The following is a 12,993-nucleotide window of genomic DNA, read 5'->3' as shown; positions in this document are numbered from 1 at the left end:
GGCTGACGGCCAGCTCCTCCGCACTCCCGCAGTCCACCGCGTTCCTCACGGAACGGGAGCGCGGAGGCGGGTCGTCGCGGCCCGTCGACGCGTACGGCACTCAAGGTGCCGGTCCGGGATCGCGCTCCGTGTCCGACGCCGCCCTGTGGGATACGGCACCCCGCAGTCCACCGCGTTCCTCACGGAACGGGACGCCGTACTCCCTCAGACCCGCGCGGCCGCGGGCACGATCCCCTGTTCTGTCGTTACAGGCCCACGCCCGCGGCGCCGAGCAGCTCGTTGACCGGGTCGGCCACGCCCACGGGGGCGGACTCGGGCAGCGCGTCGGCGTGCTCGGGAGCGTGCTGCTCCACGGCCTGACGGGTGGTCTCGCTCACCTCGTAGTTGACGGGCAGCATGTCCGAGACCGGGACCTCGGGCAGCTCCTCCACCAGGGGCAGGGAGCCCAGGGCGCTGGACTGGGCCTCGGGGGCGCTCTGGTGCACGACCGCGGCGCCGTCGTCGGTGCTGCTGGCGCCGGCCAGGCTCGCGACCGCCGCGATGGCGTTGCCGGAGACGTTGACCGGGACCTCGCCGTCCGCGACCAGCTGGTTGCCGCCGACCGCGGAGCCGTTGCCCGACGTGGCGACGTGCTCCTCCTCCTCCAGCACCAGGGCGCCGGTGTCGGTGGAGGCCGCACCGGCCACGCCGCCGACCGCGCCGATGGCGTTGCCCGCGACGTTGACCGGCACGTCCAGGTCGACCACGGCCTGGTTGCCGCCCACCAGCGAGCCGTTGCCCGAGGTCGCGACGGACTGGTGCTCGCGCGGGGCCGACTGGTGCTCACGGGGCGCCGACTGGCGCAGCACGCCCGTGTCCACGCCGGAGGTGTCCGGCAGCGGCAGGATGGTGGCGTTCTTGGCGGCCTCGTTCACCAGGTCCATGGCCGTGTACTCCGCGGGCGCGGAGTGGTGCTCGCGGTGCCCGTGGCCGTGGCCGTCGTGCACCAGGGCGCCGGTGTCGGTGGCCGCGGCGCCGGCCACGCCGCCGACCGCGCTGATCGCGTTGCCCGCGACGTTGACCGGCACGTCCAGGTCGACCACGGCCTGGTTGCCGCCCACCAGCGAGCCGTTGCCGCTCGTGGCGGCGTCGGGGCCGTGGTGGTGGTGACGGTGGCCGTGGTGGTGCTCGACCACCGCGGCGCCCGTGTCGGTCGTGCTGGCGCCGGCGATCCCGGCCACGGCGGCGATGGCGTTGCCCGAGACGTTCACGGGAATCTCGCCGTCCACGACCAGCTGGTTGCCGCCGACCGCGGAGCCGTTGCCCGACGTGACCGCGTCGGGGCCGTGCTGGTGGTCGACCACGGCCGCGCCGGTGTCGGTGCTGCTGGCGCCGGCCGTGCCCAGGACGGCGCCGACCGCGTTGCCGGAGACGTTCACGGGGACGTCCCCGTTCACGACCGCCTGGTTGCCGCCCAGCAGGGAGCCGTTGCCGCTCGTGGCGGCCTCACTGTCCGCGAAGGCCACGCCGCTGCCCAGCGCGACGAAACCCGCCGTCAGGAGCACCGACTTCGCGGATGTGCTGACCCACTTACGCATGTGGGAGGTCCTTTCAAACATGTCGATGAGAAGGTGTGTGCTCGGGCCACAGGCCGTTCCACGCCCCTGGGTGGGGTGCGGGCCTTCGGCCAAGGCCGGGGATCGTCCGGCCCGCCTCGCACCTGGGAGATGCGTGCGACCGGTGCTGGGAGAGTGCGCCGCGGTCCCGCTCCGCTGGTTGCGGCCGAACGCGCGCACCCCGTCCATCAGCCCCGCCCCGGAGGGCGGCGGCTGACGTGAACCCCGCGCACATGGCCTTGGCCGGTGCTACGGGACTCGCGTCAGCCCCCGGGCCGCGAACGGCCCGGGAGGCCGGGGTCAGGCGCGGGCGCGGCGCCTGCCGAACAGGAGCAGTCCGGCGCCCGCGGCGATCGCGGCGGCGGCGCTGGCGAGCAGACCGCTCAGGGCGCTGCCGTCGGTGCCGGTCTGGGCGAGCTCCGGGCCGGGGGCCGGGGGCTCCTCGTCCGTGGCGGGCGGGGAGACGGGCTCCTCCGGCGTACCGCCACCGCCGCCGTGGTCACCGCCGCCACCGCCGCCGTGGTCGCCGCCGCCACCGCCGCCACCGCCGCCGTGGTCACCGTCGCCGTAGCCGTCGTCGTGCCCGCCGTCGTGGCCGCCGTCGTGGCCGCCGTCATCGTGCCCACCGTCGTGCCCACCGTCGTGGCCGCCGTCATCGTGCCCACCGTCGTGCCCGCCGTCGTGGCCGCCTCCGTCACCGGGCTCCTCCCCGTAGCCGGGCTTCTCGGGCTCCTCCGGGGTCTCCTTCCCGGGCTCCTCCGGCTTCTCGGGGGTCTCCTTCTCGGGCTTCTCCGGCTTCTCGGGCGTCCAGGTGGAGCTGTCGTCCTCCACCACGGCCCCGCTGTCGGTGCACTGGGCGCCCGCGAGGCCGAGGACGGCGATCGCGTTACCGCAGGCGTTGACGGGAACATCCAGGTCGGTCACGATCTGGTTGCCGCCGAGGATGGAGCCGTTACCGCTGGTCGTGGTGTCGGCGTAGGCGACTCCGGCACCGGCGGCGGTGAAGAATCCCGCGGCCACCAGTGCGGCGATACGGGCGTGCGTGTCGTAGGTCATCGCGTGTCCTTTGGTCAACGAGAAAGATCGGCCAGCTGCTCGTGGACCGCGGACGGAGAGCTTCGTGCTCCGGAAAGCCGGGGAGAAGGCACGCCCGCCGGAGTCGGCGAGGCGGCTGCGCGCAGAGGAGCGCACGGACCGGCCGCGGTCGTGGAAGACGCGGCTAGTCGGGAGCGAAGGAGGGGTCGTCCGCGGCGTCGCGGACGACCAGGGTGGGGTCGCCGGGAAGGGCGACCCGCTGGGCCCGGGGAGCCAGGTGGTCGGCTCGGGCCGTCAGGAACCCGGCGGCACCGGGCGCGGGGAAGGACGGAGCCGCGGCGCCGGTGGCGTCCGCTCCGGCCTGGTGGTACCCGCCGCCCGCGATGAGGCGGATGCGCTCACCGGGGTCGTCGTCGGTCGGCGCCCTGTCGGCGCCCCCGTCGGCGACCCGGTGCCAGACGGACGGGTCCACGGGAGCGTGGACGGCCGTCACCGCACCGGTGCGGTCCCCGTCGCGTTCGGCGTCGGAACCGTCGTCCTCGTCGGACGCGGAGCGCTTGGACGCGGACGGGGAGAGTTCGTCGGCGCCGCCGAGAACGGGCAGGCCGAGCGGCGCCGCGGTACCCGCGGAGCCGCCGATGCGGTCCTGGACGGCCCGGGTGGACTCGGTGAGCCCCTCCGAGACCGTGCCCACGAGGCTGCTGTCACGCAGCGAACGGTCGGTGGACTCCACCATGTCGTGGCCCGTGCGGGCGAGGCCCCCGACGAGGTCGCCCGCGCCGCGCGCGGTCTCGTCGACGGCCCGGGTGGTGTCCTCGACCGCCCTGTTGGCGGCGGATCCGGTCCTGGTCCGCTCCAGGGCCGCGATCACGCCGGTCCCGTGCAGGGTGTCGGCGGGAAGAGCGGCCGTCTGGGGCACCACGGTGTCGGTGAGCGACTCCGTGGCCGACGCGGTCCGGGCCGTGGCGTCGGAGAGGCGGGCGCCGCGGATCTCCTCGGCGGCGGCCTGTCCGGTGCGTCCGGCCTCGTCGCCGACCTCCAGCACGCGGTCGACCAGGCCACCGGACTCGGGGGTGGTCTCGCCGTGGGCGACACCGATCCCCCCGGCCAGCCATGCGACGGCGACGATGCCGGACAGGAGCAGCAGCCGGGCGCAGGGGCTCAGGGCGATGCGGGCAGCGCGACTGGAGACCAGCCACTCCTTGCCCGCGAGCACCATGGATGCCCCCCGTTTCGCTGCTACTGGACGGTCCCGCGCGGTGGTCCCGCCACGGTCACACGCCGGTGCCGTTCCGCGCCCGCGAAGGCGGACGGGGAGCCGAGCACCGTCGAACTCACAGCAACACTAACATCACGCTCGGTGATGGGAGGCCGGATTGCGAACCGCGCCGAAAAAGTTCTCGGCGCGGTTCGGCTGGGGGGACGGCGCAAAGCGCCCGGGGTCAGCTCAACCCGACGAAACGGTCCAGGACGCGGACCCCGAACCGGAGGCCCTCGACCGGGACGCGCTCGTCCACCCCGTGGAACATGCCCGCGAAGTCCAGCTCCGGGGGCAGCTGAAGGGGGGCGAAACCGTAGTTGCGCACCCCGAGGCGGGAGAAGCTCTTGGCGTCCGTCCCCCCGGAGAGGCAGTAGGGGACGGCCTTGGCCCCGGGGTCCTCGGCCAGCAGCGACTCCGACATGGCGCTGACCAGGCCGCCGTCGAAGGAGGTCTCCACGGCGGGCAGGTGGTGGATGAACTCGCGGCTGACCTTGGGGCCCAGCAGCCGGTCGATCTCGGCGAAGTACGCGTCCTCGGTACCCGGCAGGAAGCGGCCGTCCACCTGGGCGGTGGCCTCGCCCGGGATGACGTTGGCCTTGTAGCCGCCGCCCAGGACCGTGGGGTTGAGGGTGTTGCGCAGGGTGGCGCCGATCATGCGCGCGATGGGGCCCAGGCGGGCGACCGTGGCGTCGACGTCCCGATCGTCGAAGGGGATGCCGAACTCCTCGCAGATCTCCTCCAGGAAGGTCCGCACGGTCGGGGTGAGCTGCACGGGGAACCGGTGCTCGCCCAGCCTGGCGACGGCCGCCGCCAACTCGGTGACGGCGTTGTCGGTGTTGACCATCGAACCGTGCCCGGCGGTGCCGCGCGCGGTCAGCTTCATCCAGGCGATGCCCTTCTCGGCCGTCTCGATGAGGTAGAGGCGCCGGTTCTCCTTCACCGTGAACGAGAAGCCGCCGACCTCGCTGATCGCCGAGTCGCAGTCGGCGAACAGGTCGGGGTGCTCGTTGACCAGGTACTGGGCGCCCCAGGTTCCCCCGGCCTCCTCGTCGGCGAGGAAGGCCAGCACGATGTCGCGCGGGGGGCGGCGGCCCTCGCGCAGGCGCTGGCGCAGCATCGCCAGGACCATCGCGTTCATGTCCTTCATGTCGACCGCACCGCGGCCCCACACGCAGTCGTCGGCGATCTCGCCCGCGAAGGGGTGGTGGGTCCAGTCCTCCGGGGCCGCCGGGACGACGTCGAGGTGGCCGTGGATGAGCAGCGGGGGACGGCTGGAGTCCTCCCCCGTGATCCGGGCCACGACGTTGCTGCGCCCCGGGTGCTTCTCGTAGATCCTCGACTCGACGCCGACCTCGTCGAGCTTGGCCGCCACGTACTCGGCCGCCTTGCGCTCCCCGGGACCCGAGTGGTCGCCGTAGTTGGAGGTGTCGAACTCGATGAGCTCCCGGCACAGGTCGACCACCTCGACCTCGGCCGCGCTCAGTTCCCTGCCTGGCTCCGCCATCTGACGCTCCCGTCCAGCCGCACCTTGTCGCCCTACTGTTCCACCGACCCTGCCATGTCTTCCACCGGCGGAAAACATGGTCCGGGTGGTGTTCGACCTTTGCTATGGTTGACGTGTTCGGCGCGGGAGCGCCGAGCGCGCCCGGTCCGGGTGGCGGAATAGGTAGACGCGCTAGCTTGAGGTGCTAGTGGCCGTTAAGGCTGTGGGGGTTCAAGTCCCCCCTCGGACACAAACGAAGGCCCTGCTCGCAGGGCCTTTTTTGTTGCCCGGACCGCGACGGAGGGCGTACCGGGTGGTGGGCCGCGCCGGGACCGCGAACGGGATTGCCGTCGCGGCCCAGGGCGCGTCAGACCAGTCGACCAGGGTGGTTCAGGCGGACGCCGCACCGGTGAGGGCGCAGCCCCGGCGTGACAGGTCCAGCTCCGAACGGTCGGTCAGGCAGGCCGGAACCATGTGGACCTGCTGGCCGTAACCACGTCCCTGCTCGAAGGCCACGTTTCCGTCCGCGTCCACCTCGCAGGGGTTGTTGTCGGTGCACTCCTCACCGTCCCTGTTGTGGGTGTTGTGGACGCCCACGACGGTGGAACCGTCGGGCGCCAACAGCACCGAGCCGGACAGGCCGGGATAGGGGAGGCACCCCTCGCCGGAGGCGTAGCGGATCGGGTCGTCCTGTTGGTAGCCGCCCTCGCGCAGGTGCGCGGGCACGGCCTCGACGGAGCAGTCCGAGCGGGTGCTGGGGGAAACCATGGTCACCCCGTCGCCGGGGCGCACGGGGGTGGTGCCGAGTTCGAAGACCTTCGCACCCCGCGATTCCAGCTGGTCATAGGTCCGGTCCAGGCGGTAGAGCGCGACGTCGGTCCCGGTCATCGTCGCGTACACCAGGCGCTCGGCCCGGGCGGTGACCCGGGGATAGCCCTGGGGACCGGCTACGGGCACCTCCAGGTCGGCGGGCCGGTCCACGAGTGCGTCTCCCGGCGCCGGCCAGTCCTCCTGTACGCAGTGGCCGTTGGTCAGCATCAGCGCTGGCGCGTCCGGCTCCGAGACCGGGGTGCGCACTACCGAGCCCACGCAGCCCTGGAGGTCCACCATGCCCCCCACGTCCGGAATCTCGTCGTCCGGGGGCACGGCGGTACCGGAGACGACGCCGTCGATCCACCCGGTGTGCCGGGTGGCGTCGGTGAACAGCGTGGGCGCCCCGTCCCCGCTGGGGCCGCTGACCACCCCGGCCAGCGCCCACGCGCCGTCCTCGCGGACCAGCGCGGGCCCGCCCGAGTCCATGTTGGCCGCGGCCACGCTTCCGTCCCTGCTGCCGACGCACAACTCGCCCACGGCCTCGGCGCCGGGGCACACCGAGAGCGGCTGCACCACGGTGTCGGCCTCCTGCAACCGTGTCGGGAAGCAGTCCGGGTCCCCGGTGTCGTCGCACGTCATCCCCCAGCCCATGATCCGCACCGGCGTTCCGGCCGGTGGCGAGGCCGAGGCGACGGGCACCGGTTCGGCCTCGACCGGGTGCTCCAGGTGCAGCAACGCGAGGTCCCTGCCCCAGAACCCTCCCTCGTCCCTGCTCGTGGCCAGCCGGTAGTAGTGGTCGACCCGGACCACCTCGCCTCCGGAGTCGGAGTCCGGCGACCCGACGCGGACGCTCCAGCCCTGGGGAACGCCCACCTGCGCGTTGGTCGGGTTCCTACCGGCGCAGTGGCTGGCGGTCAGCACCCACTGGGGTGCCAGGACGACGACCCCGCACCCGTGGCCGTCCGGGCGCGGCGGCGCGGGGTGGTCCGGCTGGAACGAGCCCATGAACGCATACGCCTGTGTTGACGGGCCTCCTCCCAAAATGGCATGCGCGGGGACCGCGGTGACCACGGTCGCGGTCACCGCCAGGACGAGACCGGAAAGGAGAGTACGACTTCTCATGCGCCTGACCGTAGGAGGGCGGTTGTTGCGCGGATGTTTCGTCCTCGTCCTCGGACCCCCCGAGTGTGCCCCGGGCGTTCCCGCGGCGGCGGGCCCACCACCCGGACGCGAGGCGACCGGGTGGCCGGAAGGGGCGTCGCACGTGCGCGTACCGGCACCCAACGTTTTCGCAACAGGCCCCGACCTATGCTGAACGGCCACGGATCCGGGTCTCGGGGACCCGGCACCGCCGGCGGGACGTGCCGGGATGTGACAACGGTCGGAGCGGGAGGGGACGCCGTGCGTGTGCTGATCGTCGAGGACGAGGTCTTCATGGCCGAGGCGCTCCAGGCGGGGCTGCGCCAGGAGGCCATCGCCGCCGACATCGTCTTCGACGGCGACCAGGCGCTGGAGCGCGCCTCGGTCAACGACTACGACGCGATCGTCCTCGACCGCGACATCCCCGGGACCCACGGCGACGACGTGTGTGCCGCGGTCGTCCGCGACCACCCCGGGACCAGGGTTCTGATGCTCACCGCCGCGACCCGGCTACGGGACAAGGTGGACGGGTTCACCCTGGGCGCCGACGACTACCTCACCAAGCCCTTCGCCCTGGAGGAGCTGGTCGTGCGCCTGCGCGCACTCGCCAGGAGGCCCGCGGCGTCCGTTCCGCCGGTGCTGGAATGGGGCGGCCTGCGCCTGGACCCGTACCGCAGGGAGGCCGAACGGGACGGACGCCGTCTGAGGCTGACCCGCAAGCAGTTCGCCGTCCTGGAGGTGCTCATCAGGGCGGAGGGGGGCGTGGTCAGCTCCGAGACGCTGCTGGAGAAGGTCTGGGACGAGAACGCCGATCCGTTCACCAGCGCGCCCCGGGTGACGATGTCGCAGTTGCGCGGGGCCCTGGGCGCTCCGGATCCCGTCGTCACCGTCCCCGGAGCGGGGTACCGGCTCGCGGCCCCCGGGGACGCGCGGTGAGCGCGCACGTCCCCGGCCCGCCCGTGCGGAGGGGCAGCGCGCGCCTGCGCCTCACCCTGAGCTACGCCGGGTTCCTCGTGGCGGCGGGCCTGGCGGTGCTGGCCGGGGTCTACGTGGTCCTGCGCTACGTCCCCGACTACCCGCTCACCGCGGCCAACCCGCGTGACTCCGGCGGCCTGGTCGTCCCCACGCGCGGGCAGATCCTCGACGCCGTCATCATGGTCTCCGGGGCCGTGCTGGTGGTGTTGGCCGTGATCGGGCTCGTCGGCGGGTGGTTCCTCGCGGGATGGGTGCTCCGTCCTCTGCACCAGCTCAACGAGGCCGTCCGGATCGCCGCCGCGGGGCGTCTGGAGCACCGCGTCCGGCTCTCCGGACGCAACGACGAGTTCCGGGAGCTCGCCGACTCCTTCGACCACATGCTCGACCGCCTGGAGAACGCGTTCGAGACACAGGAGCGCTTCGCCGCCAACGCCTCCCACGAGCTGCGGACCCCGCTGGCCGTGACGGCGACCCTGCTGGACGTGGCCCGCCGCGACCCGGAGGGACAGGACGTCCCACGCCTGGTCGAACGGCTCAGCATCACCAACGCCCGGGCGATCGAGCTCACGGAGGCCCTCCTCCGGCTGGCCGACGCCAATGCCGTGACCGCCGTCTCCGCACCGGTCGACCTGGCCGGCGTCGCCCGCGGTGTCGTGGCCGAGAGCGCGGCGGAGGCCGAACGTCTGGGGGTGCGGCTGGACCTCGCGTCGGCGTCGGCGCCGACGCTCGGCGATCCGACCCTGCTCACCCAGCTCACGCAGAACCTGGTGCAGAACGCCTTGCGCCACAACGTGGGGAGGGGCGGGACGGCTTCGGTCAGCACCGACCGCGCCCCCGGCGACGGCGTCGTCCTGCGGGTCGACAACACGGGCCCGCACCACACGGCCGAGACGGCGGCCCGGCTGCACGAACCCTTCCTGCGCGGACAGGGCAGGTTCGGGGCCGGGGCGGGCCACGGGCTGGGCCTGGCCCTGGTCTCGCGGGTGGTCGAGGTCCACGGCGGCGTACTGGACCTGCGACCGCGCGCGGGCGGGGGACTGACCGTCACGGTCACGCTCCCCCGCCTGCGCGGTCACCTCGCGCAGTCGCCGTAGAGGGGCGCTCGGCGGCCGAGCGGCACGGTGTCCGGCCCCTTGGCGCTCACGCCCGCCCCGACGGGGAGGCCGAGGACAAGATCCCTCTGCCCTCCGTCCTGGGATACGAGGACTTCGCCACCAGAGACTGGCAGGACGGGGCGGCGCGTGCCGGAACTCGAAGGCCTCCGAACGGACGGAGGAAGCCCGCTGGCCCTGCGGCCCTCTTCACCTGTGCAAGCCAGGGCGAGGGCCATCGACCTCGGTGGTCGATACACCTATGCGTTCAGACCACCTTCGCCAGGAGACGGATGTGTCTGTGAGAAGTGCCTGAGGAAACTGGCGTCCACATCGATGTCCCCGGAAAGCCGCCAGGCGCGGCGTTCGAAGGAGAGGTCACCTGTCACAACAAGTGGAAGATTCCTCTGATAGGCGATGATCGCCCATCGATGGTTCTCGCCTTCGAGTGACACGTGGACGTTTCTCGTCTTCCCGCTCACCTCGGTCAGGAGTGTGACGTCTGCCGCCTCCTCCTCTCCCGGTGGAGTTTCCTCGCGCTCCAGACTCTTCACGATTCCGATAAGCGTCATCCTGCGCGACGGTTCCTCCCTTCGCACAAGGCGCTCACGAAGGCGCGGCAATTCCACGATGACATCACGGTCGAGGACTATGGTGGACTCGGCCACGTCAGGAGGCGCTTTCGCTGCCGCCCATTGGAAGGAGATGTCCACGGAGCGGAGTCTGTCCGGGCGTGTCATCTCCTCCATGGACTCCACCAGGGCCGCGCTCAGCCCGAGATCCGATGGTGAGTCGAGCACACGCTCGTCCCAGTGCAGGGCCAGGCGACGAGCGGACTCCAGCCCACGGGCGAGTGTGGCCATCACGAGTCGCGCGAACGCCGGAGGACCAGCGGATTCACCGCTTTCTCCGTCCTCTGGCGGATCATCTCCGAGCAACGCCGAGACGGTGAAGACGAAACTTCCCTGCTTCGTCTGCCCCAGTCGGACGCTCTCATCCAGGAAGTCGGCCACGATCGCAGGCCTCCGACCCCTGTGGGAATGGAGAGGACCAGCGGCTGTCGTGGCCGCCGCCTTCAGCATCCTGAACAGGGAATCGACTGTACTTCCGGCCTGGCGGAAGGGTATCGATCCATCCGACATTGGTTGGTTAATGCGCACGAAGAATATGTCTGAATGTGTCGCGGTGACGCGTTCCCGAAACTCAACAGCATCTGTCATGTACACATGACAGAGAGATTCGATGGCGTCCTTGAATCTGGCTCGGAAGTCCACGAAATCTGTGGCGAGAGGCAGCATGACACGAGCAGAACCGAATTCGGGAGACTGGTCCAACCGCCAGATCTCTCGAATACCCGGTTGTCTGCCCTCCAGTTCCCATCCGTGTGTCGCCAGGAACCGGGATACCGACTGAGGTGTGAGCTGAGAAGCCGCTTCGCTGAGGGAATCAGGCGCGGTGGGGGTCATCAGAAGCCTCCCTCCTCGCCGAGCTTCTTCATGATGCCCAGAAGCTGCTCCGGGGTAAACAGGTTACTGCGCGGCAGGTGAACGGTCCGGGTCTGGCCGACCTCGCCCGTCGACACGAGCTCGGTCGCGGCCTGCCAGTACATCCTGCTCTCGGTGACCAGTCCGCGCTCGTCCACCGAGAGCCAGCGGTCGGGGTCCTCCGGAACGAGAAGGACTCCGAGGTAGGCCGGAACGTACCGTTTCCCTCTGGTGAGCTTCCGGAAGGGCTTCCCCTTCATCGGCCACGCCATGTGGTCGTCAGCAAGGTAACGGGCCTGGGTCGTGCACTTGAGCTGAAGCTCGAACTGGGGAGCGTAGAAGCGCTTGTACTCGGCGGCCGAGGCCAACGTGATGTCGACACCGTCGTAGTCGGTCTCGTGCGTCTTGATGGTGCAGCCCGCCGTGTACGCCACCAGACGGGTGAAGGCCAGGCTGAAGTGCTCCTGGCGGGCGTTCATGGGCAGTTGGCCGTCAACGAGGTCTTCCTTCCCCATGGGACCTTCGTCGTCGACCGCGGCCATCCGTCTCCCGTTGAAGCCTTGAGATGTACGACACCACTGTAGCCACTTCGCCACACCCGCCACTCCGGTCCGCTGTGGAGCGGGACGAGCTCGTACATACGGGGAGCAGGACACCACAGCCGCGATCACGACCAGCCCCAGAACGGCGGCGACGGCAGCTCAGCGGAAAGGGCCCGTTCCAGCTGGCCGCCTGCCGAGCGACAGACCAGGGCTCGGGGCCAGCGGGTCCGGGCCCTCGGGGGAACGGTCGGAACACCCCCTCCGGCACGGACGAAGATCCTGTTCGCGGGACCTTCGTCCGTGTCCGGGCCGCGACCCCGCGCGTCACCGGCTCGCGGTCACACGTCCCAGGTGACCGGGAGGCTCTTCAGCCCGTGCAGGTCCGCGGTCTCCGGACGCAGCCCGGCCTCGACCTCCTCGGCCGGCACGGCCAGGCGCAGCGTGGGGAAGCGGTCGAACAGCGCGGGCAGCGCGACCCGCATCTCGACGCGGGCCAGCTGCTGGCCCAGGCACTGGTGGACGCCGTGGCCGAAGGCCAGGTGCCCGCCCTCGCGCCTGCCGACGTCGAGGACGTGGGGGTCGGTGAAGCGCTCGGGGTCGCGGTTGGCGGTGTTGAGCGACAGGAGGACCGTCGTACCGGCCTCGACGGTCCGGCCGTCCAGTTCGACGTCCTCCAGCGCCGTCCTCGTGAACATCTTGGCCACGCTCAGGTACCGCAGCAGTTCCTCCACGGCACGGTCGGCGAGCGCGGGATCGGCCCGCAGCGCGGCCAGCTGCGCCGGGTCGCGCAGCAGGGCGAAGGCGCCCAGCGCCAGGGTGTTCGCGGTGGTGTCGAACCCGGCCGCCAGCAGGACCAGGCTCATACCCCTCAGCTCCTCGTCGGTCAGGTCGCTGTCGGTGAGGTCGCTGAGCACGTCGTCGGTGGGGTTCGCGCGCTTGGCGGCCACCAGCTCCGCGAGGTAGCGCTGGGTCGCGGTGTAGGCCGCGGTCAGCTCCTCGTCGCTCGTCTCCCCGCTCATGAACTTGTCGATGTTCTCCTGGAAGGAGCGCCGGTCCTCGTACGGCACCCCCAGCAGCTCACAGATCACCATGGTGGGGACGGGCTTGGCGAACGCGGTCACCAGGTCCGCCGTCGGCCCGGCCGCCTCCATGGCGTCCAGGTGCTCGGCGGTGATCTCCTCGACGCGCTCGGTGAGCAGCCGCATCCGCCGCGCGGTGAACCTGCCCACCAGCGGTTTCCTGTAGCGCCCGTGCTGTGGCTCGTCCATGAGGAGGAACTCGCCGGGCGGTGCCGGAGGGACCTCGATGTCGCCGTAGTCGATCAGCGGGTGGTGGCGCATGAGCTCCTTGCGGGAGCTGAAGCGCGGGTCGGCCAGGACGGACCGGACCAGGTCGTATCCGGTGACCAGCCAGCCCTGGTGGCCGTCGGGGAAGGCGTAGCGGCTGATGGGACCGTGCTCGCGTGCCCGGAGCAGTTCCTCGGGCGGGTCGAAGGGGCAGCCGGGCCGACGCGCCGTGGGCAGCGCCGTGACGGTGTGGAGGGGTTCGCTCATGGCCGTTCCTCGTCTGGTGGT

Annotated in this window: 10 protein-coding genes and 1 tRNA gene; 3 read left to right on the top strand and 8 right to left on the bottom strand. The window is 71.6% G+C overall.

Going from position 1 to position 12,993, the window contains the following annotated elements:
- Positions 1 to 245: 245 nt before the first annotated feature.
- From FYW99_RS01510 to FYW99_RS01495, 4 genes are all read right to left on the bottom strand, one after another.
- Positions 246 to 1,577: a hypothetical protein gene (locus FYW99_RS01510; protein WP_150249193.1), complete on the bottom strand. Its 1,332-nt coding sequence runs from the start codon at positions 1,575 to 1,577 to the stop codon at positions 246 to 248.
- Between the two features lie 318 nt (positions 1,578 to 1,895).
- Positions 1,896 to 2,651 carry a chaplin gene (locus FYW99_RS01505; protein WP_150249190.1) on the bottom strand — a complete coding sequence of 252 codons (756 nt, stop codon included), beginning with the start codon at positions 2,649 to 2,651 and terminating at the stop codon, positions 1,896 to 1,898.
- A 163-nt stretch (positions 2,652 to 2,814) separates the two neighbouring features.
- A complete protein-coding gene (locus tag FYW99_RS01500; RefSeq protein WP_150249187.1) occupies positions 2,815 to 3,849 on the bottom strand; it encodes a hypothetical protein in 1,035 nt (344 codons plus the stop codon).
- Between the two features lie 223 nt (positions 3,850 to 4,072).
- Complete coding sequence (locus FYW99_RS01495) at positions 4,073 to 5,395, bottom strand: M20/M25/M40 family metallo-hydrolase (RefSeq protein WP_150249184.1); 1,323 nt, start codon at positions 5,393 to 5,395, stop codon at positions 4,073 to 4,075.
- A 144-nt stretch (positions 5,396 to 5,539) separates the two neighbouring features.
- Between FYW99_RS01495 and FYW99_RS01490 the strand changes: the two genes are divergently transcribed.
- Positions 5,540 to 5,624, top strand: a tRNA-Leu gene (locus FYW99_RS01490).
- A gap of 140 nt (positions 5,625 to 5,764) precedes the next feature.
- Here FYW99_RS01490 and FYW99_RS01485 read toward each other — a convergent pair.
- Positions 5,765 to 7,309: a trypsin-like serine protease gene (locus FYW99_RS01485; RefSeq protein ID WP_150249181.1), complete on the bottom strand. Its 1,545-nt coding sequence runs from the start codon at positions 7,307 to 7,309 to the stop codon at positions 5,765 to 5,767.
- 279 nt (positions 7,310 to 7,588) lie between these two features.
- Here FYW99_RS01485 and FYW99_RS01480 point away from each other — a divergent pair, with 279 nt between their 5' ends.
- Complete coding sequence (locus FYW99_RS01480) at positions 7,589 to 8,263, top strand: response regulator transcription factor (protein WP_150249178.1); 675 nt, start codon at positions 7,589 to 7,591, stop codon at positions 8,261 to 8,263.
- Positions 8,260 to 9,396, top strand: coding sequence for a sensor histidine kinase (locus tag FYW99_RS01475; RefSeq protein ID WP_150249175.1), 1,137 nt, complete (start codon positions 8,260 to 8,262; stop codon positions 9,394 to 9,396). Before FYW99_RS01480 ends, FYW99_RS01475 begins: the two co-directional genes overlap by 4 nt.
- Before the next feature lie 257 nt (positions 9,397 to 9,653).
- Here FYW99_RS01475 and FYW99_RS01470 read toward each other — a convergent pair whose 3' ends face one another.
- From FYW99_RS01470 to FYW99_RS01460, 3 genes are all read right to left on the bottom strand, one after another.
- On the bottom strand, positions 9,654 to 10,691 hold the full coding sequence (locus FYW99_RS01470; protein WP_223838631.1) for a hypothetical protein: 1,038 nt from the start codon (positions 10,689 to 10,691) through the stop codon (positions 9,654 to 9,656).
- Positions 10,692 to 10,858: 167 nt separating this feature from the next.
- Complete coding sequence (locus FYW99_RS01465; RefSeq protein WP_223838630.1) at positions 10,859 to 11,392, bottom strand: DUF4365 domain-containing protein; 534 nt, start codon at positions 11,390 to 11,392, stop codon at positions 10,859 to 10,861.
- A 365-nt stretch (positions 11,393 to 11,757) separates the two neighbouring features.
- The gene (locus FYW99_RS01460) at positions 11,758 to 12,972 is read right to left on the bottom strand and encodes a cytochrome P450 (protein ID WP_150249166.1); all 1,215 of its coding nucleotides are present in this window, start codon (positions 12,970 to 12,972) and stop codon (positions 11,758 to 11,760) included.
- Positions 12,973 to 12,993: the final 21 nt, after the last annotated feature.

Source organism: Nocardiopsis deserti (assembly GCF_008638355.1).
In the GTDB taxonomy this organism is placed as follows: domain Bacteria; phylum Actinomycetota; class Actinomycetes; order Streptosporangiales; family Streptosporangiaceae; genus Nocardiopsis; species Nocardiopsis alborubida.
The sequence above is the reverse complement of the archived record's forward strand: the minus strand, read 5'-3'. Positions and strand labels throughout refer to the sequence as shown.

Coding starts and splice junctions, on each gene's coding strand:
- FYW99_RS01510 (WP_150249193.1), bottom strand. CDS start 1,577: ATGCGTAAGTGGGTCAGCACATCCGCGAAGTCGGTGCTCCTGACGGCG.
- FYW99_RS01505 (WP_150249190.1), bottom strand. CDS start 2,651: ATGACCTACGACACGCACGCCCGTATCGCCGCACTGGTGGCCGCGGGA.
- FYW99_RS01500 (WP_150249187.1), bottom strand. CDS start 3,849: ATGGTGCTCGCGGGCAAGGAGTGGCTGGTCTCCAGTCGCGCTGCCCGC.
- FYW99_RS01495 (WP_150249184.1), bottom strand. CDS start 5,395: ATGGCGGAGCCAGGCAGGGAACTGAGCGCGGCCGAGGTCGAGGTGGTC.
- FYW99_RS01485 (WP_150249181.1), bottom strand. CDS start 7,309: ATGAGAAGTCGTACTCTCCTTTCCGGTCTCGTCCTGGCGGTGACCGCG.
- FYW99_RS01470 (WP_223838631.1), bottom strand. CDS start 10,691: ATGCTGCCTCTCGCCACAGATTTCGTGGACTTCCGAGCCAGATTCAAG.
- FYW99_RS01465 (WP_223838630.1), bottom strand. CDS start 11,392: ATGGGGAAGGAAGACCTCGTTGACGGCCAACTGCCCATGAACGCCCGC.
- FYW99_RS01460 (WP_150249166.1), bottom strand. CDS start 12,972: ATGAGCGAACCCCTCCACACCGTCACGGCGCTGCCCACGGCGCGTCGG.